General features: G+C 51.9%; 21 protein-coding genes. 7 read left to right on the forward strand and 14 right to left on the reverse strand.

The genetic code is table 11. The features are described 5' to 3' along the window. Positions 1-24 precede the first annotated feature (24 nt). Together dcm and AADEFJLK_RS03725 are read left to right on the forward strand one after the other, a co-directional pair. Entirely contained in the window at positions 25-1,254 is a 1,230-nt protein-coding gene (gene dcm / locus AADEFJLK_RS03720) for a DNA (cytosine-5-)-methyltransferase (RefSeq protein ID WP_088620006.1), read from the forward strand. A gap of 182 nt (positions 1,255-1,436) precedes the next feature. Beyond that, positions 1,437-2,690, forward strand: a complete 1,254-nt coding sequence (locus tag AADEFJLK_RS03725) for a glutaredoxin family protein (RefSeq protein ID WP_146054500.1) — start codon at positions 1,437-1,439, stop codon at positions 2,688-2,690. 61 nt (positions 2,691-2,751) lie between these two features. Here the strand turns inward: AADEFJLK_RS03725 and AADEFJLK_RS03730 are convergent, their stop codons facing one another. Further along, a complete protein-coding gene (locus AADEFJLK_RS03730) occupies positions 2,752-4,794 on the reverse strand; it encodes a TonB-dependent receptor (protein WP_103973333.1) in 2,043 nt (680 codons plus the stop codon). A gap of 338 nt (positions 4,795-5,132) precedes the next feature. Between AADEFJLK_RS03730 and AADEFJLK_RS03735 the strand changes: the two genes are divergently transcribed. Beyond that, entirely contained in the window at positions 5,133-5,783 is a 651-nt protein-coding gene (locus AADEFJLK_RS03735; RefSeq protein ID WP_088620008.1) for a FlgO family outer membrane protein, read from the forward strand. Positions 5,784-5,854: 71 nt separating this feature from the next. Here AADEFJLK_RS03735 and AADEFJLK_RS03740 read toward each other — a convergent pair whose 3' ends face one another. The 3 genes from AADEFJLK_RS03740 to AADEFJLK_RS24350 all read right to left on the reverse strand — a co-directional run bounded on the left by AADEFJLK_RS03740 (position 5,855) and on the right by AADEFJLK_RS24350 (position 7,841). Further along, a complete protein-coding gene (locus AADEFJLK_RS03740) occupies positions 5,855-6,799 on the reverse strand; it encodes a formylglycine-generating enzyme family protein (protein WP_103973334.1) in 945 nt (314 codons plus the stop codon). 63 nt (positions 6,800-6,862) lie between these two features. After that, a complete protein-coding gene (locus AADEFJLK_RS03745; protein WP_103973335.1) occupies positions 6,863-7,648 on the reverse strand; it encodes a Stf0 family sulfotransferase in 786 nt (261 codons plus the stop codon). A 37-nt stretch (positions 7,649-7,685) separates the two neighbouring features. Then, positions 7,686-7,841 (reverse strand): hypothetical protein, encoded by a 156-nt coding sequence (locus tag AADEFJLK_RS24350; protein ID WP_170065027.1) that lies wholly within the window; start codon positions 7,839-7,841, stop codon positions 7,686-7,688. Here AADEFJLK_RS24350 and glnE point away from each other — a divergent pair. Beyond that, positions 7,840-10,713, forward strand: coding sequence for a bifunctional [glutamate--ammonia ligase]-adenylyl-L-tyrosine phosphorylase/[glutamate--ammonia-ligase] adenylyltransferase (gene glnE, locus AADEFJLK_RS03755; RefSeq protein ID WP_103973337.1), 2,874 nt, complete (start codon positions 7,840-7,842; stop codon positions 10,711-10,713). The genes AADEFJLK_RS24350 and glnE overlap by 2 nt on opposite strands. A gap of 74 nt (positions 10,714-10,787) precedes the next feature. Here glnE and AADEFJLK_RS03760 read toward each other — a convergent pair whose 3' ends face one another. The 6 genes from AADEFJLK_RS03760 to AADEFJLK_RS03780 form a co-directional block, all read right to left on the reverse strand. Beyond that, the gene (locus AADEFJLK_RS03760) at positions 10,788-11,876 is read right to left on the reverse strand and encodes a HupE/UreJ family protein (protein WP_103973338.1); all 1,089 of its coding nucleotides are present in this window, start codon (positions 11,874-11,876) and stop codon (positions 10,788-10,790) included. Further along, positions 11,873-13,084, reverse strand: coding sequence for a tetratricopeptide repeat protein (locus AADEFJLK_RS03765; protein ID WP_103973339.1), 1,212 nt, complete (start codon positions 13,082-13,084; stop codon positions 11,873-11,875). The genes AADEFJLK_RS03760 and AADEFJLK_RS03765 overlap by 4 nt, the downstream gene beginning before the upstream one ends. After that, positions 13,065-14,273 (reverse strand): DUF4331 family protein, encoded by a 1,209-nt coding sequence (locus AADEFJLK_RS03770; RefSeq protein WP_103973340.1) that lies wholly within the window; start codon positions 14,271-14,273, stop codon positions 13,065-13,067. The genes AADEFJLK_RS03765 and AADEFJLK_RS03770 overlap by 20 nt, the downstream gene beginning before the upstream one ends. Positions 14,274-14,446: 173 nt before the next feature. Continuing rightward, positions 14,447-14,983, reverse strand: coding sequence for a hypothetical protein (locus AADEFJLK_RS03775; RefSeq protein WP_103973341.1), 537 nt, complete (start codon positions 14,981-14,983; stop codon positions 14,447-14,449). Positions 14,984-15,059: 76 nt separating this feature from the next. Continuing rightward, positions 15,060-15,215, reverse strand: coding sequence for a PIN domain-containing protein (locus AADEFJLK_RS23830; protein WP_211299137.1), 156 nt, complete (start codon positions 15,213-15,215; stop codon positions 15,060-15,062). A gap of 21 nt (positions 15,216-15,236) precedes the next feature. Beyond that, entirely contained in the window at positions 15,237-15,731 is a 495-nt protein-coding gene (locus tag AADEFJLK_RS03780; protein WP_211299138.1) for a DUF3782 domain-containing protein, read from the reverse strand. A 249-nt stretch (positions 15,732-15,980) separates the two neighbouring features. On the opposite strand from AADEFJLK_RS03780, the gene AADEFJLK_RS25440 reads away from it, so the two are divergent. Both AADEFJLK_RS25440 and AADEFJLK_RS25445 read left to right on the forward strand, forming a co-directional pair. Then, on the forward strand, positions 15,981-16,448 hold the full coding sequence (locus AADEFJLK_RS25440) for a transposase family protein (RefSeq protein ID WP_249027948.1): 468 nt from the start codon (positions 15,981-15,983) through the stop codon (positions 16,446-16,448). A gap of 13 nt (positions 16,449-16,461) precedes the next feature. Next, complete coding sequence (locus AADEFJLK_RS25445) at positions 16,462-16,839, forward strand: transposase family protein (RefSeq protein WP_346222580.1); 378 nt, start codon at positions 16,462-16,464, stop codon at positions 16,837-16,839. Between the two features lie 183 nt (positions 16,840-17,022). Here the strand turns inward: AADEFJLK_RS25445 and AADEFJLK_RS03790 are convergent, their stop codons facing one another. The 4 genes from AADEFJLK_RS03790 to AADEFJLK_RS03805 all read right to left on the reverse strand — a co-directional run bounded on the left by AADEFJLK_RS03790 (position 17,023) and on the right by AADEFJLK_RS03805 (position 20,696). Further along, a complete protein-coding gene (locus AADEFJLK_RS03790; protein ID WP_103973343.1) occupies positions 17,023-17,769 on the reverse strand; it encodes a hypothetical protein in 747 nt (248 codons plus the stop codon). Between the two features lie 290 nt (positions 17,770-18,059). Further along, positions 18,060-18,701 (reverse strand): response regulator, encoded by a 642-nt coding sequence (locus AADEFJLK_RS03795; RefSeq protein ID WP_103973344.1) that lies wholly within the window; start codon positions 18,699-18,701, stop codon positions 18,060-18,062. Continuing rightward, positions 18,698-20,005 carry an ATP-binding protein gene (locus tag AADEFJLK_RS03800; protein WP_103973612.1) on the reverse strand — a complete coding sequence of 436 codons (1,308 nt, stop codon included), beginning with the start codon at positions 20,003-20,005 and terminating at the stop codon, positions 18,698-18,700. The genes AADEFJLK_RS03795 and AADEFJLK_RS03800 overlap by 4 nt, the downstream gene beginning before the upstream one ends. A gap of 16 nt (positions 20,006-20,021) precedes the next feature. Then, positions 20,022-20,696: a metal-dependent hydrolase gene (locus AADEFJLK_RS03805; protein ID WP_103973345.1), complete on the reverse strand. Its 675-nt coding sequence runs from the start codon at positions 20,694-20,696 to the stop codon at positions 20,022-20,024. A gap of 106 nt (positions 20,697-20,802) precedes the next feature. Between AADEFJLK_RS03805 and AADEFJLK_RS03810 the strand changes: the two genes are divergently transcribed. Beyond that, positions 20,803-22,173: a phosphohexomutase domain-containing protein gene (locus AADEFJLK_RS03810; RefSeq protein WP_103973346.1), complete on the forward strand. Its 1,371-nt coding sequence runs from the start codon at positions 20,803-20,805 to the stop codon at positions 22,171-22,173. Positions 22,174-22,175: the final 2 nt, after the last annotated feature.

A 22,175-nucleotide genomic window follows, 5' to 3' on the forward strand; every position in this document is an offset into this window, starting at 1 on the left:
CAACAACATTACACATGGTTATTAATGAGAGATTTTTATTCAGTATCGGAAGTTGCCGATATGTTAGGGACAACCACAGAAACCTTAAGGCGCTGGGATAAATCAGGCAAACTGACCCCAGTGCGGCATCCTATCAATAATTACCGGGTCTATACGGCACGAGACTTGGCACAGTTTGAAAAAATCGGCTGCCTGCCCAAACCGGCTCCTGAGCAAGCCAGCTGTGCACCTTTACGGCAATATAATGCCATAGAACTGTTCGCAGGTGCGGGTGGTTTGGCACTGGGCTTGGAAAAAGCCGGCCTGAGCAATATCCTGCTCAGTGAAATCAATAAAAATGCCTGCGCCACCTTACGGCAAAACCGCCCCCACTGGCATGTTATTGAAGGTGATGTAACCGCGATTGATTTTACCCCTTACCAAGGCAAAGCCGATGTTTTAACCGGCGGCTTTCCCTGCCAAGCTTTTTCCTTCGCGGGCAAACGCTTAGGCTTTGAAGATGCCAGAGGCACGCTATTTTTTGAATTCGCCCGCGCGGTCAAAGAAACCCAGCCGTTGCTGTGCTTGGCTGAAAATGTCCGGGGCTTGCTGGAACATCAAAGCGGCGAAACCATTGCCGGGATGATCTCGGTATTGGATGAGCTAGGTTACGATGTCGTGCCGCCCCGCCTGTTAAAGGCCATTTTTTACCGCGTCCCGCAAAAACGCGAACGGGTCTTTATCGTCGGCCTGAAAAAAGGCGCGGGGCTCAAATTTACTTGGCCTGCGGAAAACCAAGAAATATTCACCATTAAGGATGCCTTAAAAAAAGGCCGTCTCTACCCCAACGACGTACCCGCCTCCGCCGGACAAGCCTACCCTAAGGGCAAACGGGAGATTATGGAACTGATCCCGCCCGGCGGCTATTGGCGGGACTTGCCGCTGGATTTGCAAAAAGACTATATGAAAGGCTCGTTCCACTCAAGCGGCGGCAAAACTGGCATGGCACGGCGAATTTCCTGGGATGAGCCCTGTCTGACCTTAACCTGCGCCCCCGCGCAAAAACAGACCGAACGCTGCCACCCTGATGAAACCCGCCCGTTTACGGTCAGGGAATACGCCAGAATCCAGACTTTTACCGACGATTGGGAATTTGCCGGCTCGTTAACCTCGCAATATGCGCAAATCGGCAACGCCGTCCCGGTTAACCTTGCCGAAGCCGTCGGCGGGGCGATTGTCAGAACGCTGAACGAATTTTATAGCCGGCATAACTAAAGGATACCCATAACACAAGAGCGCGGGCATCCTGCCCGCACCTCTTGGCCTGTGCGGCACTGCCTTCAATTCCTGGTTCGGCAAGGCTCTCCACGAGCGGCTATTATACCCTTGGAGCCTGCTCACTGTAACCGTTTACCCCCATTCCATTTCGCCAATAACGTGATTGAGAGGATTTTTTGATGACGGCATTAACAAAGTCCCTGACAGTTCCGGTAAAATCGGCAGCAGGCTATCAGCACAAGCCCCACCCAGCCCGCTTTTGCATTTTGGCATGGCTATTGCTGGCCTTTTTCGCACCCCTTTCCGGTACTGTCTTTGCCGAAGCAGTCAAACCCATACCCGGCATCGATATTGAAGTCTTCGTCAAAGAAGGCTGTCCGCATTGCGCAAAAGCCAAACTTTTTCTGGAGGCTTGGCAGCACGAACAGCCACAATTGCATTTGCTGATCCGCGATATTGCCGACGACCCGACCGCATTGGAGCGCCTCGAAGCTATCGCCAAAAGCCAACAAACTGCCGCCAGGGTGCCGGCGTTTTATTTGCGCCAACACTTGCTGGTCGGTTATGCCGACGAAACCAGCACCGGGAAACTGCTTAAGGCAGAGTTAGCACAACAGTCTGCCGTCACCACGCCAACCGACAATTCAGGCAGTTGCGAAGCAGCCGATACACTGTCCTGTACCGCCCCTCCCCTGGCCAAAGACGACTTTGAACTGAATGTTCTGGGCAGGCACATTACCTTAGCACAAGTCGGCTTGCCGCTGTTTACAGTCACCATGGGGCTGTTAGATGGTTTCAACCCCTGTTCGATGTGGGTGCTGATCCTGATGATTTCACTGCTCGCCCCCATGCACGACCGGAGACGGATGCTCGCCGTAGCCGGCACGTTTGTCGCCGTCGAAGGCATCGCCTATTTTGTGTTTATGGCGGCGTGGCTGAATCTGTTTTTACTGATCGGCCTATCACGGCTGTCGGAAATTGTGATTGCCGCCATTGCCATACTGGCGGGCGGCATTAACCTCAAAGACTTCTGGGCTTTTGGCCGCGGCCCTTCGCTGTCTATCCCCGCCTCGGCAAAACCGGGCATTTACGCCAGAATCAGAGGAATTTTACAAGCCGAAAACCTATTGGCGGCCATAGTGGGGGCGGTAGTGCTGGCGGTGCTGGTGCAGGTCGTTGAGTTCTTATGTACCTCAGGCTTCCCCATGCTCTACACCCGCATCCTGACACTGCACCAAACAGGTGCCTTAGGCTATTACAGCTATCTGCTGCTCTACAATATCGCCTATATGCTGGATGACATTATCGTGCTGGGCATCGGCATCATCACCCTCAGCCAACGCAGGCTACAAGAAAAGGAAGGCCGCTGGCTGAAATTGCTCAGCGGCTTGGTGATGGTGGGGCTGGGCTTATATTTGCTGGTGGCAGGATAAAAAGCCAGCAAAGCCGCCGCAAAAGATCACCGCCACTTAGCAAGCTATCGGTTTTACACGGTCAATAACTGACCCTAACCCCAAGCTCCGCCCCCCGTCCCGGCTCCGGCGCGAAATTGCGCAGGTACGAAGTCGAGTTGCGGATATTTTCATCCAGCAGATTATTCGCCTTGGCGAACAGCAAAACCTCCATGCCTTTAAATTGTTTAAGCTGGTATTGCGTGGACAGGTTAACCAGCACATACCCGGCAGTAGCGCTGTCGAACGCCCCCGGATGGTCTTGGGCTTCGCCGCGCGTCACCCGCAAATTACTGCTCCATGCGTCCTGAAAATGGTCTATTTGAAAGCCAAAGCGTAACGGCGGCATTCTCGGCACATCGCCGCCGCTGACAAATTGGCCGCGCGTGTAATCGCTGAACAAGGTCAGCTCGACCAACCCATAATGGTTTTCCATAAGCGGGAAAATGAGCTTACTTTCGTAACCCATAAAAGCGGCATCGGCTTGGCGGGTTTGCACAATAGGTGCGCAAGCGCTACCGACCGGACAGACCCCACCGTCCTCAGTGACCGACACGCCAGTACGCTGTTGGTAAATATAATCATTCGCCCAATTGTGGAACAGGTCAAGCTCCGCCCTCAGCCAATCGGCAGTAAACTTATAGCCCAAGTCCAAATTATACGACGTTTCTTCATGCAAATGACTATTGCCTATTTCAAAGCTGCGCGTGGCATCGTGATAACCATGCACCAACAACTCCTGCACCTGCGGCGCCCGTTGCGAACGGGTCAGCGCCAAATTCAGGCTATTCTGTCGGTTAATTTTCCACAAGCTAGCTGCGGAGGCGCTGACCGGCAGATAATTAAGGCTGTTTAGCCCCTGCGGATCTAACGTGGTATCTTCGACACGGAAACCGAGCTGGTTATTGAGTGTTCCCAGAGAAAAAGACTCCACCGCAAACACCCCGTAACTGTGCGTCAGGGTTTCCGGCACAAGGGTAGTGAGGGTTGATTTGTCTATGGCGGTAAAATCACTGGCAATGGCCTGAAAGCCGAGCGCACCGTGCAGGCCGCCTATCGGCTTGTGGGCCAATTCCAGACGGCTCTCGTAGGTTTTATTGGTAAAATACGCCGCTTCCACACTGTTCGGGACTTCAGTATGGCGATAGTCGGTATAACCGAGCTTCATGCGCAGGGCTTCGGCAAAATAGAAGGGATTTTTCAATTCGCTTTTAAAATCGTATTTGCTTTGTTTTAGCAGTATGCGGGTAATCTCGCCACCTGTACCATCGGGCGCTATGCCATAATTGCTCTCCAAACGATTAATGGCGACCCCAGCAAAACCCGGCGCACCGATCAGCGATAAACCTGCTGAGCCGCTAATGGCACTGGCGGAGCTATTGGCAAGAACGCCCTTGGTGTTTTGCAAGTTGGCCGGCAACGTCAGGTCAACTTGCCGCGCCGCATTACCATCTATGGCCGTCCCACCAATATCAACATTGTTGCGGTCACGGAAAAAACCATCTAAATGGTAAGCTAAGTGACCTTTGCCGCCCTCCAATTTCATAGTGGTGGCGGTTTCATCAGAGACAGAATCAAAACGTTGCTCCAATGCCCCACCTAGCCGTTTTTCAGGCAGTTTTTCGGGTATCCGGTTATCGATGACATTGACCACACCCCCTATCGCCCCGCTGCCATAAAGCAACGTTGCCGGGCCACGCAACACTTCTATACGCTCGGCCAATAAGGGCTCAACGCTAGTGGCATGGTCAGGGCTAATAGCCGATGCATCGTTGCTGCCGATACCGTTCGCCAATACCCGCACCCGTGGCCCGCTTTGTCCGCGGATGACAGGCGTGCCGACCCCTGGCCCAAAGGATTGGCTGGTGATGCCGAGTTCATTTTTCAGCGTCTCACCGATGCTGTGCCCAACTTTCAGACGCAATTCGTCATCACTCAACACAGTAACGGGTACAGGCGTGTCGGCGAGACTTTCTTCTATAGGCGCAGTAACAATCACTTGTTCCAATTCAGATATAACATTGTCTTTGGCATAGGCAGGCATAGCCAAGACCGAAACATACAGCAAGGCAAATTTTTTCTTCATAACACGGATTGAGTAGGGTTAAATAAGGGCTGATCTAAATGATATGTTATAACATATCATATTGCAAGGCCAAAACCAGCCAATAACATAACGCCATCATAGCGCGGTTAATCAGGGATTTTTATGACAGCCGCTGACCTTAACTTGCCTCACACGCACCGATAGGCTAGTATTTCCGCATATTTGCTGTTCAAGTAAAAGGCGGGGTTATAAAAAACGTGACCATAATGATGCCCAAGCTTAGAAATACCCGTATTAGCCCCAAAACCACGAACCGCCCGTATAATACGCCGCCCACTTAGCCATGCCCTACTTTTATTATCGCAAGGAAAACTACCATGCTTAAAATCTCCACCCTCCTCATTCCGGCGTTGCTGGCAACAACCTTGAGTGGCTGCGGTTTGTTCCGTACTTACGAAGTCAAAGATGCCAATCTGGTTACGGTCAGCTACGATGCGGTGGGTGACATGCAAAAACGTCTGACCCAAAAACTGCCGAAAAACTCGCTGATTATCGTCACCACCCTGCTCAACGTCGATAACCTGAACAAAACTTCGGCGTTTGGGCGCATCGTCTCCGACCAAATCGCTTCGGCCTTCCACCAATCCGGCTACCAAGTTATTGGCATGGAACTGCCGATTGATTTGTTTATTATGAAGGAAGACGGTTCATTGCAATTGTCTGACGACACCAAAAAACTGCTCAAACGTTACCATGCGTCCGTCTTGGTCGGCGGTGTTTATGCCCCTGGAAAAAAGAACTCCTACGTTTCCCTACGCATGGTTGACACCATCAGCAAAGCCATTATTTCCTCAACAGACGTATCGATACCGATGGGGCCAGATGCCAAACTGCTGATGACACCTAAAGAAGTCGGCTCTGCCGGAGCGCGGGGCGAGACGGTGGCCGAAGCGGCCAGCCCTGAGGCGGCGGCGACAGACACCGCCAAACCCGCCGCTGAGAAAACCACTACCGACAGCTTGGAATAATATTCGTCCGGGAACGGTGGCTATCTTGGCCGTTTCCCACAATAATAGCCTTTTGTAGTTGCCAGCCCAGCCTAACGGCCTAAAACCAAGCGAAAGCCCAAGTTCGCCTGCCGAGACCATGCCGTACCCCAATTACGGTAAGCGGCACGGACTCTGGGCGCGTCGGCGTTCCAGCCACCGCCCCGCAACACCAGCAAATCATCAAAACCAGGCTTATCTTGCAAACAGCCCTCGCCTCCGGTAGCCTCGCCTTCCTTATAGCGCGAACACGTCCACTCCCAGACATTCCCCAGCATATCGTACAAACCCCATGGATTAGGCAACAGCGAGCCGGTCAACGCGTAAAAAAACCGCCCGTCGTCGCACTGATGGGTTTGCGCCCATGCCAGTTCTTTAATGGTTTTTTGGTCGGCGACATTGGCATAGCGGCAAGCAATATCAGGGTTATTGCCCCAATAACGGGCGGTCGCCGTACCCGCCCGCGCGGCATATTCCCATTCCGCTTCGGAAGGCAAACGGTATTGCTGGTGGCTGGTTTGGTTTAGCCAGGCAATATACGCCTGCACATCATAAAAACTGACGCAGCCCACCGGATAATCCGGCTTAATCGCCAAATCCTTAACAGGCCGCCGCCATTGCGCCCACTCCCACCACTGCCAACGCGCTTCGGCGGTATGGTCATAACTCCAACAGCCGGTTTCCTCGCTATTGCGTTCGGCATCGGAGACAAATCCGGTAGCCTCAACAAAACGCGTAAACTCATCGACGCTGACTTCGTATTGGCTTAACTTAAAACCTTGCACACACACCCGACGCTGCCCTTCGTTATCACCACGCCCTACTTCAGACTCAGGGCTACCCATCACAAAACAACCGGAAGGCAAAGTCACCAGCGGCGGTAACAAAGCCGGACCGTGTTGTTGCAACGGTTTTTTTAAAGTGCGGACTAGTGGTTCGGCAGGCACAGGCACGCTAAACCCTACAGCCAGCAGGACAAAAATGAGCATAATCGGCATAAAAAAGTGAATGTCTGGGCAAAAGGCAAGTATCGCACGTTCACAGACTCACGCACACCCCACTTAATGCGCCAAACTCAGCCCCAATTGGTTTTGGAAGCGTTGCGCCCATTCGCGGCTACGCCCGTCGCGGAGCTTTTGGATGGTGGACGGAGCAGACGGCAACAGGATATTGTTGGGGTCAACATCAATATAAACGGCAAGGCGTTTGAGCACCGTCAGAATATCGTCTTCAATATCTTCATAACTGAGGCAATAAGGATAGATCCGCCGCTCATAAAAATAGCGTTGCCAACCTTTTTCTTGGGCAACGATATGATCGTACCAATATTTAATAGCCTGATAATCATACTTCAACGCCTCAAGCTTGGCTAAAGCAGTTTCGCTATGGGCAACATGGCTATGGAACACTTCCGATGAAGTCGCCCGATATAAAGACACGGCTTGTGCCGCCAAATCGCGGCGGGTCAGATAAACGAATTTAAAGCCATTCAGATACCGAAAATCGGCCATAGCCTGGGTGAAGTTTTCAAATTGAAACCAACTGGCCTTAAGGCCAGAGACATTGTTGGCAGTTCTGGCCACGCGGATACCGTTACGCAGATACTCATCGGGAGTACGCCCCGGCACATTTTTACCAATACGGCTAGCCACGGCAATCGCCCCCAATATCTCTTGGGGGATACCTAAGCGGCGGGTATTTTTAATGACATCACATAAATAAGTGCTGCCCGAACGGGGGGTCATCGCGATAATATAGCGGCTACGCGGTTCGGGCACCGCTTCTAAATCCTGCAATACTTGCCCATTTAAGACAGGATTACTAAAAATGTCTGTAATAGTATTCATAAAAGAAGATGACGTTTTATTGCCGGGCCGTTGCGGCCTAGCTTATAGTTTTTTTAAATTGCCTGGTGAGTTTAGTTTTAACAAGCAAAATATCCGCCAAGGCTTTTACAATACTATACCGACCGTTAATATTAATATCTGTGATGTTTTTAGGTATGATAAGGTGAATTTTACCCAACTTTTCTTTTGCCATGTCACAAACACCCAAGCCTCCGCCTGAAGGGCCGACCTTACCCGCCGACTTACACTATTCTGTCACTCTGTTTATGCAGAAATGGCAGGAAAAGTTCAACACCCCCAATTCCGCTATCTATAACGCACCACAATTGCCGCCTAGTCTGCCCCAAATATGGGCAAGCAGTCAATTTGTTGCTGAAAGTTGCTTACGGCAACCGCATTTATTATCGGATTTGCAACAGTCTGGCGATTTAGCCACGCCCTACACCGGGCAGACCTATCATGACAAACTCCAAACCCTTAAGCCCGCCGACGAAGCCGGACTGATGCGCGGGCTGCGGCAGTTCCGGCGGCGCGAAATGGTCAGGATAGCTTGGCGGGATTTGGCAGGCTGGGCACCTTTGGCAGAAACGTTAATGGACTTGTCCTTGCTGGCCGAAGCCTGCATCCAATACGCGTTAGTGTTTCTGTACGGACAGGCCACCCGCAGACGCGGCACACCCGTATTGCCGGACGGCACCCCTCAGCAGCTGGTGGTGTTGGGCATGGGCAAACTGGGCGGTTACGAACTGAATTTCTCGTCCGATATTGATTTGATTTTTGCCTACCCCGAAGACGGCGTATTGCTCGACAAAAAAGCCACCAGCTACGGTGAGTTTTTTACCAAATTGTGCCAAAGCCTCGTCAAAGTGCTGGACGACATCACCGAAGAAGGCTTTGTGTTCCGTACCGACACCCGCTTAAGGCCGTTCGGCGATAGCGGCGCCATCGTCATGACCTTTGACGGCATGGAGCATTACTACCAAACCCAAGCCCGCGAATGGGAACGCTACGCCATGATTAAAGCCCGCCAAGTTGCAGGCGATATGGCGCAAGGCGCACCGCTCATGGCAATGCTCAATGCTTTTGTCTATCGGCGTTATCTGGATTACGGCGCGTTTGCCGAACTGCGGGCGCTCAAACAGCAAATCATGCAGGAATTGCGGCGTAAAGACCGCCCGGATAATGTCAAATTGGGCGCAGGCGGTATCCGCGAAGTGGAGTTTATCGGTCAAGCCTTCCAACTGATACGCGGCGGCAGCGAAAAATCCCTGCAACAACGCTGCATCCTCAGCGTCCTGCACAGACTGGGCGAACTGAACCTGCTCGCCCCAGACGATGCCGAACAACTGGGGCAAAATTACTGCTTCTTACGGCGGGTCGAAAACCATATCCAAGAATATCAAGACAAACAGACCCATACCTTACCGACCGACCCTTTAGCCCAACAAAGCCTGGCCTTTTCGCTGGGTTATCCCGATTGGGCCAGCTTCACCGCCGAACTGGCTACCGTCAGGGCGCAAGTCCACGGCATTTTTGACCAAGTCTTTTCCCTATCCAAACAAGAGACAGGCGACAACCAAGCTCAGCAGCTTTGGGCAGGCACAGCGGACACCGACTGTCTGCTCGCTAGCCTAAAGCATTACGGTTTGACCGATCCCGAAAGCGGACTGACCGCCCTCAAGCACTTCAAACACGCCGCCGCCATCAAACGGCTCAGCACCAAAGGCGCGGCAGTGCTGGATCGGCTCATGCCGCTGCTGTTCGTAGGTCTAGCCAGCGTCAATAATCCCGACGAAACCCTAAAAAGGGTGCTGGGCTTATTTGAAGCCGTCGCAAGCCGGACGGTTTACCTGTCTTTGCTCGCCGAAAATCCCGATGCCTTAGCGCAAATGTTACGGCTGATATCCGCCAGCCTCTGGTTTTGCGACTCTCTGGCGCGTTTCCCCATTTTATTTGACGAACTGCTCGATCCCCGCACCCTGTTCACTCCCTTGCAAGCCGACGATGTGGACGCACAACTGCACCACCTGTTAAGCCCTATTGCCACCCAAGACCTCGAACAACTGATGATTGCCTTGCGCCAATTTAAACAGCAACAAGTGCTGAAAGTTGCCGCCGCCGACATCATGGGCATCATCCCGCTCATGGTGGTCAGTGATTACCTGACCGCCATCGCCGAAAGCATCACCCGGCAAGTGCTGCACCGCGCTTGGCTGCTCCTCACCGACAAACATGGCACGCCGCCGGACAGCGACAGCGATAACAGCGGTTTCGCCATCCTCGGCTTCGGCAAATTTGGTGGCATCGAACTGGGCTACAGCTCGGACTTAGATTTGGTGTTCATTTGCACTTACACCGACGGCAACGCCCTGACCAACGGCAACAAACCCATCCCTACTTGCCAATTCTATGGCCGCTTAGGGCAAAAAATCCGCCACATTTTCGATACCCGCCTGTTGTCGGGCATCCTCTACGAAATAGACCTGCGCCTGCGCCCCAGCGGCGACTCCGGCTTACTGGTCACGCACATCGACACCTACGAAGATTATCTGAAAAACCAAGCCTGGACATGGGAACATCAGGCCTTGGTGCGCAGCCGCTGCATCGCTGGGGATTTACGCCTAAAAACTACCTACGACGCTATCCGCTACCGCATTCTCAGCAAACCCAGGGTGTATGAGTCCTTAAAAACCGATGTGCGGACTATGCGCGAGAAAATGCGCACCGCTCTGGCCAGCAAAGCCGTCGGTAAATTTGACCTAAAACACAGCAAAGGCGGTATTGCTGACATTGAATTTATCGTCCAATTTTTGGTGCTGGCTTACGCCTTTAACTACCCTAGACTAACCTTTTACACCGACAACATGCGCCTGCTAGACAGCTTGGCCAGTACCGCAAAACTGCCGCAAAGCACCGTCGACACTTTAAAAACCGCCTACTGCCTCTATCGGGATAAAGGCCATAAACAAGCCCTACAAGACAACAACGCCTTAATCGACCAAGCCGAGGTGGCGGAGCTGAGCCTATTGGTCGGGGAAATTTGGGATCAGTTATTGGGGAAATAACGGTCATGGCAGAGGTATTGAAACGCGAAGGCCTTTACCTATAACCTAAAGGCCACAAACACCAGCACTCGACCTCAACCCACCGCCGCCCATAAATACACCATCCCCGCCAGCGAAATCACCAACGAGCCGCCCCGCATCACCGCCAACCGATACTGGCGCGGCTTATCGGCAGGACTAAAACGCACCAACTGTTGCAGGGCAAAAAAGATCGGCAAGACAATCACTTGATGCCCTAATTCCACGCCCAAGCTAAAAGCGGCAATCGCCCAGCCGATAGTCTGTACGGGCATTCCCGCCATTGCGTCCAGCAAACCCCCCGCAAACCCTAGGCCGTGGAACAAGCCAAAAAAGAACACCGTCAACAGCCGCAAACCACCACGGCTTTGCTGCGGCCAAAACACGTTGACCAAGGCGACCAAGACAATACTGCCCGCAATCATCGGCTCAACCACTGCCGAGGGCAAACGCACGATGTCCAGCACCGATAAGGTCAGCGTCAGGGTATGCGCCAAGGTAAAGACGCTAATGACCTTGATTAAATCCCAAAGCGTCACGGTCGCCAGCACCAAGGCGATGATGAACAGCAAATGGTCGTAACCCGTGAGGATATGGTTAACACCGTGCGCCAGATAAGCGCCGAACATGCGGCTCAGATCGTTGGCGGAACTGTCGGCAAGCGTCAACGTTAACGGCTGTTTCGCGGTCAGTAACTGGCCTTGCTGCTGGGCTTGGCCTTGCGCCAACATCCGCACCACAAAACTGGCTTCCCACGGATTGCCGGGCGCGTACATAAATTCGTTGAGCAGATTCTGGCTGATGCGAAGTTGTTTGGGCGCTGCCGCTAATGGGTAAACAAAGGTGTAGAGGATATGCTCGCTGCCCGCTTCGCTGATGCCCTGCACCTGCCCCACCAATTCCTGTTGGTCGGCTTGGATATGGACATGCCGTAAGAAATACTGGGCATGTTCCCGCCAAGCTTCGGCTAAGGATTGGCTTTGGCTATCGGCAAAGGCGCTGCTGACAAACACCTCTTCAGTAGACACCTTCGCCTGGACAATTAATTGCCCAGACGCTACGTCAATAGCTAACGCGCCTTGGGAAACCGGATGGGCGAAAACCAGCACGGGCCATAGCAACAATAACATCAGGAATCTGTTCATCGGTGGGCATGAAAAGCGTTATACGATGGGTTAATCGCCACCGTTTGTTGAAGGAATTGCCGACCTTGGGCAAGCTCACCCACCCGTGAATAGATCAGCCCCGCATGGTAAAACAGATGGGCATCGCGGGTTTTTAACGCTAAGGCCTTCGCCATCATATCCCGCGCCTGGACAAAGTCACCGTGTTTATACAAAGCCCATGCTAAGGTGTCATAAGCATAAATGCTCTGCCGGATAGCCAAATCTTGCTGCGCCCAGCGCACCGCTTCAGCGGGGTTTTCTTGGGAATCGCTATAAAAACCCGCCAAATGGTGCAGATAATGGGCATTACCCGCCGCCACCGATTGCAAATAAGCCGCCAAGGCTTTAGCGTGCCACGGTTTCGCCAAGTCGGCTTTGCCCATAAAGGCATAGACATCACCTAAAGCCTGAAAAAACTCCGCCCTGGGCGTTTGTTTAAGCACTTTTTGGTACAAAGCTATCGCCTCATCATAATGGCCTTGCGCGGCAGCCAGTTCGGCCAAATGCTCTACCGCCACAAAACTGTCCGGCTGTTGCTTTAAGGCCGCTTGGTAAAATTGTCCGGCCTGTAGCCAGTCACCGCTATGAAAAGACAACTCGCCTAAGCGCACCTTAAACCACACATCATTGCCTGCCCGCTTTAATAACGCGACTGCTTGGGCGGTATCGCCATGCAGCTCGGCCAGCCGGGCTTGCCGCGCCAACACAGGCGGCGCGTCTGCCCCTTGCTGTACCGCCAATTGTGTATAACTACGTTCCGCGTCCGGGTAATGGCCTAATTCCAAGTGCGCGTCACCTATGGTCGCTAAAGCCCCCAGCTGGCGCGGGTCGGTGCGGTACGCTTGCTCCGCCAACACTAAAGCTTCGCTAAAATGATGATTTTCAAATTCACTGACCGCCAAAGCCGCCAAGCCGCCGACATTAGGCGGGGCAGGCACAGCCGCCAGCGAAGCGCGGGCGGCTTGTTCGGCGCGTTGCAAATAGGCCAAATCCCCGGTCTCGCGCAGGTATTTGATATACAGCGCGGACAGGCGGTTATGGGCCGTAAAGTCCAGCGGGTCTTGCCGGGCGCGGGCTTCAAGAAACGCCAGCGAAGTATCCGCCGCGCCGCCGACCAGCGGCAGCGCGACTAATACCCAAGCCAAAACGGCAATGAGCGCACGGTTTTTAGTTGCGCGTATTGTCATCCAAAGTGCCTGTAGGAAGCGGCTGGTGTGAAGCGGCGAAGAACGGGAATTTATCACGGAACGTCACGTCATTGGCGTTGACATTGTCGCCGGTGGTCAAACCCTCGTTAGTGACCAAAAACAGCACAGTGTCGATCACATCATCAACGGGGCGGCGACCATTAGGAAAGCCTGCCCCGGCATTATTGCCTCCTTGTTTGCCACTATTGGCGACTGCCGTATCCAAACGTAACAAATCGCCGTGTGTCACCGCCACACCCGCCAAGATGCCGATATGGGTATTATCCGTACCTAAAGCAGTTAAGGTACCGACAATATCGCCCGCAAACATGCCCGCCGCATCATCAACGGTACTGGCGCGGTTATATTCATTTTTACGCGGGAACGGGACCAGCACGGTGTTGATGGTCGGCACACCCATACGGTCTATTGGCTGATACGCGCCAGAATTAACCGGATCAGCACTCGCTGAGCGCAAGGTATGGGTACTGCGCAACGTGGTGGCACTGACACCGATAACACTGCCTGCCGAACCTTTCAACAAACTGACAGGAACGCTTAAGGCGATCATTTGCGAGTTATAGCCCGCAAAAGTATCGCGGCCACGGCTTAATAAGCTAATATCGGGCGCACCGCCCAGGACGGAAGCGGCAAAGCGGTTAAAACCGGGAATGTCAAAAAAGAACGGGTCATCAACCACCCCGGCAAAAAAGGCTATCCCGGTCGCCGCGTCGGTTTTTACCGCAGGTGTAGGAGCGGTAGCGGCGGTGGCGGATGATACGGTGGTGGGGGCATAAAAGCCTAGTTTATTGGTACTGCCTTTAGTGACCAACTGAACAGTGGCGCGTTGGGATTTACCGCGCGAGGCCTGCTCGTTGAAATTCACCGTGATGAATTTATCAGGATCGGCATCGCCAGTGTTTTCGATATTGAATTGATAGCGGACATTCGGGTCAAAGCCGCCGAGGTTACCGTTTTCACCGGGAACGATAAAACCGTGGACATCAAAAGCCAAAATCACTTTGCTATTGTCATTCGGATCTAAAAACGCATACACATCGGCAATGTCACTGGCGGCATCGGACTCCACTAAAGGGGCTTCGGCATGGTCGGCGGCAAACAACGGCGTGGATAAAGCCAACGCGACCGCTAAGGCCAACGTCGATAAAGGATTCTTAATGGGTTTCATGCTAGTTTCCTATGGGTTAAGGGATTAAAGACACAGATAGGAAAATAAAAACCATCCTATCACCTGTCTTTACGCCAACCTTTAGGAAATGGATGCAAAGGATATGAAATTTTTTTTAAAAGGAAACGGCAAAAAACGTTTATTTTGTTGGCTAACATGACAAAAAAGCCCGCTCATTCAAAATCAAGGCTGCACAAATGGTCAAAAAAAGCCTGTTTATTATGGGTATTTTCTTGTGGATAAAGGCGCATCAGTTCAGCATAGGCTTGCTGCAATTTCAGATGGGAACTGGCCACCAAAGGGTCGTTGGCATCAAACCCGTTCGTGCCAGATGGGCGTTGTTCCAGATAAGCTTGCTGCTCGGTGACGGCCTTAACCACCAAAAAATGCGCTAAAGCCAACCGTGCCGGGACAGACAAGCTTTGCAAACGCGGCAAAATATCGGCATAACGTCCGGCGACCGCTGCACTTTCAGCTTGCGCCACCTGACTGGAAACCCTTGCCACCAAAGCCAAGTCAGTCAGCTCGAAAAATAGCGCAAGAAATTCCGTCTCCTGCGCATCCATAATCGCGCTGGACACCGGATCAAACCGCGTTTGCTGATGCGGCACCGCACGGTAAGCCTGCTCAACCGTTAACGGCTCAGCCCACGCGCTGCCGACAATACCAATACCGACAGCGATTAATAAAACGAATTTATAGGCCTGCATCTGGATACCTTGTCGTATTAAAATGGAAATCTTCTTTCAGAGCTTACAGACCTGCGTAGAGTTCAACACCAGCGGCTTATGCTTGGGAAGCAGGCCAACGTTGATAAATAGCCGCCAGCTTTTGCATATCGCCATCGTAAGTGAGCAGTTCCAAATGGTAGTATTTGGCGGTGGCAAAATGCAGAAAATCAATCGCCACAAACTTGGAAAATATTAGCTTTACTGGCTCCACTATACTTTCTAAAACTGCCAATCAGCGTGGGCTAAAGCAAAACGGCTTAAAATCCTTGGGCACACATAATGAAAATTGCTCATCATGGATTTTGGCAAAATACAAACCTTGCGCCAATACTTTTTGCTGTAATTGTTGGCTGGCATCTACCGCCGCAAGAATGCCATAGAGTTTCTTATCCGCCAGTGCTGGAAACAGCACACGAAAATCACGGCATTGCTTCAACAACTGCTCAATGCCCTCTTCGCGCAGATGGCTTTTTACTTCCACGATAATCGCCGTATTGATTTCACCGTTCGCGTAAGCCAACACATCAATTTCCTGCTCATTACCGTTTTTATCCCTCACTCGCACACTAGGGTTGATAGTGGTCATGCCAAATTTTTCGGACAGAATTTTGGTCATGGAAGGCAAGGCTAAACCTTCGGTAAAACTGCCGAATTTATTGGCAATACCGCCAATTTGTTTGCTAAGCTCTTTAATGGCCTTATCGACCTCTTTACGCGAAGCCGCCAATTCTTCATTGAGTTTCTTGCGTGAAATTGCCGACTCCTAAGCCATTTTTTGATGGTTGATGGCTAAAACTAGCAACAAGGTCTTTTAATTCTTGGTCAGTCATAGTGATAGATTAAGGGGGGGCATAAGAGTAGACGTTATTATACGCTAAACGTTGTAGCAAGAATAGACATCTTTCCTAAATGTTGCTGACTATATAAACGTTGACAGGTTAAAATACCAAGCTTTATCCTGACCCACCAAAAAGCCATGAAACCGTATGCCCAGCTACCCACCGACAACCCCGAAGAATACAAACGCCTTGTCGGGTTGTCAAAAGAAGATTTCCAGCACCTCAACAGCAAGCTGTGCGTTTACATCGGCGAACAAAAAGCCCTCAGCCCGTTGACAAGGCGAGGCCGGAAAGACTCCAAACTGACCACGGAAGACCGCCTGTTGCTGACCCTCTATTACCTCCGCCACTATCCGACCCTGATAAATTTGGGGGCGGTTTTTGGTATCAGCGAATCGTATTGCCATAAGGTGTATTCGCGCACGGCCAGGATGTTGGCCAAAATTGAGAAGCTCCCCAACCGTAAGGCATTGCTGGAAGAGGGGCAGTCCGCCACCCTGATCATTTATGCCCCAGAGGGTATTGACGCGTCGGAGCAGCGCATCGAACGCCCCGTAAAAGGCCAAAAAGACTTCTACTCCGGAAAAAAAAAGCCACACGGTTAAGGCGCAACTCATCATTTGCGCGTTGACGCTCTCCATCCTCTCGGTCGTGGTCGGCAAAGGCAGTCAACATGATTTTTCGGTCTTCAAAGGATGCCGCCTGTTGCTGCACCCCGACGCCCTGCTGTTGGCAGATTCGGGATACCAAGGGATGCACGGCCTCCACCAAAATTCGGTATTGCCCATCAAGAAACAAAAAGGCAAACCGCTTTCTGCGGAGGACAAAGCCCATAACAAAGCCCTTTCAAAACAGCGGGTTTTCATTGAGCATGTCAACCGCCGCTGCAAAATTTTCAGGATCGTCAAGGACGTTTACCGGGGCAAACACAAAAACTACTCCCTGACATGGAGCCTGGTGGCCGCACTGGTTAACCTGAGATATGGCAACATTTAGGAAAGATGTCTAATCTTTTGCAATGCTCACCATAAAAGCGATCAAGTTCACCAACCGCTTTTTAATAGCCTGATTTAGAAAATTAAATAAAAGACCCGCCCGATGGCCTACGGCGAAGCCGCTTACCCATAAAAACAAAAACTTCGCCAGCCGGAATGGCGGGCAGTCCCTTTGATTGGCTTGTTAGAGGTTTGCAAGATCAACCTTTGACATTGGTACGGCACTTTCCATTACTATCTTTAGTGCTAGAGATGGATCAATAACGCTTTTGCCTGCCTCTATGGCTTCTTGAATTGCCAGGCCATAAAGGATTGGCCAATCGACAGGGTTGGGGCAAAACAGCTTTACTGTTGGAAAAAACAACGGCCAAATAGCTTTTAAGTAGTTGATTGGTGTATCACTAGCCCTATTATTCTCTGATATGCGGGGGATGCCAAACTGCTCACCACCCAGCACTGATGCAGTGTGTTGAAAAATTTCGTTGATATCAGGAAATTCATTAGCACCCGCACGCTGTGCGGCTCCAGCTGCCAAACCCCAAACGGAATGTTGATTGTTTGCAAGAGCATCATTTAACAGATCGCCAAAGAAGTACTGCTTACCATCATTGGTTGCGATGATTTGAAAAGCAGCTGTTTCCGGCATGTTTTTCGCTAAGGCTTGGGCACGAAGATTGGCTTGGCATGAATAACCAGCTAAAGCACCTAAAGCGCATAGTAATGATTCGACATGAACACCTTTTTCGTTTTTCATGCTATCAAGTAAGCGCTGAAATATCTCTTTACCGCCAAGCTTTGCGCCCACTAGGGGATCATCTTTGCTTCGTTCGCGTATCGCATGAATTAGTGCCTCAGTTTTTGGATCCATCTGAGATTCCTTAAATTCCGGCGGTTTTGAGCCAGACAGCTTTTCAAACATTTTCTTAAACATCCGCAGTTTCTCCAAACAGGTAAATCAGGCGTGGAAGGGAATCCCTAACGTAATGTAGACAGCCTAAATGACGCAAAATATTGCGTCATCCGTTTATCCATAGTTATTTTAAAGATATATAGTTCTTTTCTTTTACAAACTTAGCGGAATTTAGCACATCCTATAACTTATGCAATACCCGCCAGATAATTTAGCTGCCCAGAAACCTAAGCAGTTAGGAAAATAAGTGCTTGGTTAAGCACTTTGGATTTTACTGATCCCTTAGGGAATAAAAAACACCCAAACCACCCTCACCCCTTCATAACCCCCAACACCATAGCAATATGCGCCAATTCGGCGACACTAGCGACCTTCAGCTTAGCCTTAATTTGCGTGCCGTAATTGGCGACGGTCTTATAACCCAAACACAACTCCTCAGCGATTTTATGGGCGGTCAACCCCTTAGCCAGCAGCAGGAAAATATCGAACTCCCTAGCCGACAACGTCTCAATAATAGCCCGATAATCGGCAGCTTGGGCGGCGGGCGGCGCGTTCAGCAGGCCTTGTTCGATGTAAACCCCACCCTGGGCGATGGTTTGGATGGCGGCGACCAAAATACCGGGCGCACTGCTTTTGGTGATGTAACCTTTCGCACCCGCCGCCATGGCGCGGTTAACGTAGACGCTTTCATCGTGGACGCTAAACACCAGCACTTTCGCTTGGCTGTCGCGTTGGCAGATACGGCGCAGGGTTTCCAAGCCGCCGATGCCGGGCATGGACAAATCCAATACCGTCACATCCGGTTGCAGTTCCCAATACAACTGGCAAGCGGCCTCGCCGCGTTCGGCTTCGGCCACCACCGCCAGCGTCGCCTCCGAGGCCAATAACAGCCGGAAGCCCGCACGGACAATGGCATGGTCATCAACTAACAAAATTTTGATAAGTCCGCTCATGATAAGGGAATAATGGCACTAATCCGCAAGCCTTGTTGGGCTTGGGTGTCGATGGAAAAATCGCCGCCTAAGCTTTTGATGCGCTCGCGCATACCCAGCAGACCAAAGCCCGCTTTCAGGTTGGCAGGCGTACAGCCTTGGCCGTTATCGGCAATGGCTAAGCATAATTGCTTACCGTCACGAATGTCTAAGCGGATAGTCGCTTCGCTGGCTTCGGCATGGCGGACGATATTAGTCAGGCATTCTTGCACAACCCGAAACAATTGGATGGTCATAGCGGTCGGCAACAGGTCAACCGCATCGTCACAATGCAGCGTCACCGCCAAGCCGGGCTGGCGGCCTGCCCAGTGGTTGAGCAAATCTTCCAGCGTCGCCTTTAAGCCTAGCTCCGTCAGCACCAAAGGGTGCAAGTGGCGCATCATGGAACGTACCACGGCAATGAGGTGGTCGCAGATACTGATAATGGTATCGGTGATCTGGCCGGTGTCGGCCTGGGGATTTTTGGCAGTCACCGCCATCACCTTAATGGCCGTCAAAGATTGCCCCAGTTCGTCATGCAGCTCTTGCGACAAATGCTGGCGCTCCTCTTCCTGAATCTGCAAAGAATGCAGGGTCAAGGCGGTGTTTTCCTGTTGCGCGGCATCCAGCACTTCGGTCAAATGGTTAATGGCTTTGGCGATTTGATCGTATTCCTGTATGGCAAAATCGGGCAATTTTTGCCGGTAATGGCCTTGGCCTATCGCCGCCACCCCATCAACAATCACGGCAATGGCCTGAAAAGCCTTTTTAAACACCAGATTGACGGCACAAAACGTCAACAGCGCCATCACACATAACGAGACAAAAAACGCCCGGCTTTCCTTCCATGCCTCGCTGATTTCGTCTATCGGGTCCGCCCTAATGATCAGTGTCAGTTGTTGCCCGTCAGCCGTGGTCACTTGTTGGCCGACATCAGGGTATCGCGCCGACACCAAGCTGACAAACCAAGTCGGCGGCGCGTCGCTGATATGCTTAGGGACTGCACTAAAGCGCAGCACCTCGCCGCTAGCCTTCTGCAACTGGATATGTAAGTGGCGGGTTTGCTCAAGCGACACAAAACGCGGCAACCAAGTGCTGACATCGACCGCGCTCTGCCCGCCCTGCGGGAAGTTCAGTTGGATAAGCTGGGCGGCAAGGTTCAGCGACGAATCTATCTCCTTGCTAACCGCCGTCCGTGCTTGCCAAACGGCGACCGCGCCGCCCAGCACCAAAATCATCAAGCTAGTCAGAATAATGCGCAGGTTAATTTGATGGCGTAAACTCATAGGCACCCCCCAACGGCTAATGGATAACATGCCACTGGCTCAAAGCAATAGCTTGCCAGACCTGCTTGGTGGGTGGGGCAACCCATGCCAGTAAGGCCGTTGCCGCCAATAATAATAATGATACGGAAAAGTTCCTATAATGGTATAGCTTCAAAGCCGTACCAAACGATTTTTTCATGCGCTTATTACTTAAATCAACACTGTACAGCTCATCTAAGAGCAAATGGACAATAAAGCCAAAGGCGACAAATAAACCGTTCAACCATACTTGCAACACACTCCAATGCAGTAAATAATAGCTGATATCCGCTGCCATTAGGCCAAAAAACGCCGCCGCCAACAGCGAGTGGAACACGCCGCGATGCTCGGTGAAACGGTTAAATAAGGCGAACAGGCCATAGCGCGTCAACGGATACGCCGCCAACGCCAGAGCCAGGACTATATAAGCATCATAGCGGTATTGTAGGGTTTTAGCGGTTAGGCTCACCGATATTAACGCTAAGACGGTAAATAAGAGGCGCACTGGCCTGGAATTACTGGCATCAATGTCCGGTAACATGCCGCCGACTGTCCCTAACAAGGTCAGCCACAGGGTTTGATCCATGCTAATTAAGCGTATATACGCCATCAGCGAAGCCGCTGCCGCACTGGCAACGGCGGCTACAGCGACATGGGTTTTAAAGTTTGCCATAAATTCTGTTGAAAGGGCGCGGGTAAAATGTATTGGTCATAAAATAGTTGCCTATTATACTGGCGGATGCTTACTGATATTTTCTTAATACTCTACTATAATTCTAATGATGCCATTAACTTGCTTTAAAGCCTATGATATTCGCGGACGCTTACCCGATGAGCTGAATGCCGACATCGCCTACCGTATTGGCCGCGCTTATGCCGAACACCTCCAGCCTAAAGCGGTGATTGTCGGGCGCGACATCCGTCTGTCCAGTGACGAAATGGCGGCGGCTCTCAGCCAAGGCCTAGTGGATGCAGGGGTTAACGTCTATGATATTGGGCTATGCGGCACCGAAGAAGTTTATTTTGCCACTTTCGCCTACCAAAACCAAGGCGTGGCAATGGACGGCGGCATTATGGTCACTGCCAGCCATAACCCCAAAGACTATAACGGCATGAAGCTGGTGCGCGAACTCAGCAAACCGATTAGCGGCGATACCGGCCTGCATGACATCAAAGCGCTGGCCGAGCGCAACGCCTTTGCCGCCCCCAGTGCGACACCCGGCACCATCACGGCGATAGACATCAGTGCCGCCTATACCCAACATTTATTGGGCTATCTGGGTGGACAACCGCTGCGGCCTTTAAAAATCGTCGTCAATGCGGGTAACGGCGCGGCCGGACATGTCATCGACTGGTTGGAACCTGCCTTGGCTCCGTTAGAATTTATTAAGATCCACCATGCCCCGGATGGCAACTTCCCTAACGGCATCCCTAACCCGCTGTTGCCGGAAAACCGCGCCAGCACCGTCGCAGCGATTGTCGGCCAACAAGCGGATTTGGGCATTGCCTGGGACGGCGATTTTGACCGCTGTTTTTTATTTGACGAAACGGGACGCTTTATCGAAGGCTACTACATCGTCGGCCTGCTCGCCGCCGCCTTCTTAAAATTGAACCCCGGCGCGAAAATCGTCCACGACCCGCGCCTGACCTGGAACACTATCGATATTGTCAACAGCTTGGCCGGCACCGCCATCCAAAGTAAAACCGGCCACGCTTTCATTAAGGAACGGATGCGTAGCGAAGATGCCGTGTACGGCGGTGAAATGAGCGCCCACCATTACTTCCGCGACTTTGCCTACTGTGACAGCGGCATGATCCCCTGGTTATTGGTCGTCGCCTTAATAAGCCAGACGGGCAAATCCTTATCACAGCTAGTGGACGAACGGATGCGGCTCTTCCCTGCCAGCGGCGAGATCAACCGCACTATCGCTGACCCGGCGGCAATTTTGGCCAAAGTCGGGCAACACTACCAAGCGGATGCCTTAGCCGTCGATTTTACCGATGGCCTAAGCATGGAATTTGCCCAATGGCGCTTTAACTTGCGTTGCTCAAATACTGAACCACTGGTCAGGCTCAATGTCGAATCCCGCAACGACACCCCGTTGATGCAGGCGAAAACAGCCGAGCTATTGGCTTTATTAAGCGCTTAAAC

Origin of the sequence: Methylovulum psychrotolerans, from assembly GCF_002923755.1 — a bacterium.
Taxonomy (GTDB): Bacteria; Pseudomonadota; Gammaproteobacteria; order Methylococcales; family Methylomonadaceae; genus Methylovulum; species Methylovulum psychrotolerans.

Excerpts from the sequence above, each read along its gene's own strand:
- dcm (WP_088620006.1), top strand. The coding sequence starts at position 25 with ATGAGAGATTTTTATTCAGTATCGGAAGTTGCCGATATGTTAGGGACA.
- AADEFJLK_RS03725 (WP_146054500.1), top strand. The coding sequence starts at position 1,437 with ATGACGGCATTAACAAAGTCCCTGACAGTTCCGGTAAAATCGGCAGCA.
- AADEFJLK_RS03730 (WP_103973333.1), bottom strand. The coding sequence starts at position 4,794 with ATGAAGAAAAAATTTGCCTTGCTGTATGTTTCGGTCTTGGCTATGCCT.
- AADEFJLK_RS03735 (WP_088620008.1), top strand. The coding sequence starts at position 5,133 with ATGCTTAAAATCTCCACCCTCCTCATTCCGGCGTTGCTGGCAACAACC.
- AADEFJLK_RS03740 (WP_103973334.1), bottom strand. The coding sequence starts at position 6,799 with ATGCCGATTATGCTCATTTTTGTCCTGCTGGCTGTAGGGTTTAGCGTG.
- AADEFJLK_RS03745 (WP_103973335.1), bottom strand. The coding sequence starts at position 7,648 with ATGAATACTATTACAGACATTTTTAGTAATCCTGTCTTAAATGGGCAA.
- glnE (WP_103973337.1), top strand. The coding sequence starts at position 7,840 with ATGTCACAAACACCCAAGCCTCCGCCTGAAGGGCCGACCTTACCCGCC.
- AADEFJLK_RS24350 (WP_170065027.1), bottom strand. The coding sequence starts at position 7,841 with ATGGCAAAAGAAAAGTTGGGTAAAATTCACCTTATCATACCTAAAAAC.
- AADEFJLK_RS03760 (WP_103973338.1), bottom strand. The coding sequence starts at position 11,876 with ATGAACAGATTCCTGATGTTATTGTTGCTATGGCCCGTGCTGGTTTTC.
- AADEFJLK_RS03765 (WP_103973339.1), bottom strand. The coding sequence starts at position 13,084 with ATGACAATACGCGCAACTAAAAACCGTGCGCTCATTGCCGTTTTGGCT.
- AADEFJLK_RS03770 (WP_103973340.1), bottom strand. The coding sequence starts at position 14,273 with ATGAAACCCATTAAGAATCCTTTATCGACGTTGGCCTTAGCGGTCGCG.
- AADEFJLK_RS03775 (WP_103973341.1), bottom strand. The coding sequence starts at position 14,983 with ATGCAGGCCTATAAATTCGTTTTATTAATCGCTGTCGGTATTGGTATT.
- AADEFJLK_RS25440 (WP_249027948.1), top strand. The coding sequence starts at position 15,981 with ATGAAACCGTATGCCCAGCTACCCACCGACAACCCCGAAGAATACAAA.
- AADEFJLK_RS03790 (WP_103973343.1), bottom strand. The coding sequence starts at position 17,769 with ATGTTTAAGAAAATGTTTGAAAAGCTGTCTGGCTCAAAACCGCCGGAA.
- AADEFJLK_RS03795 (WP_103973344.1), bottom strand. The coding sequence starts at position 18,701 with ATGAGCGGACTTATCAAAATTTTGTTAGTTGATGACCATGCCATTGTC.
- AADEFJLK_RS03800 (WP_103973612.1), bottom strand. The coding sequence starts at position 20,005 with ATGAGTTTACGCCATCAAATTAACCTGCGCATTATTCTGACTAGCTTG.
- AADEFJLK_RS03805 (WP_103973345.1), bottom strand. The coding sequence starts at position 20,696 with ATGGCAAACTTTAAAACCCATGTCGCTGTAGCCGCCGTTGCCAGTGCG.
- AADEFJLK_RS03810 (WP_103973346.1), top strand. The coding sequence starts at position 20,803 with ATGATGCCATTAACTTGCTTTAAAGCCTATGATATTCGCGGACGCTTA.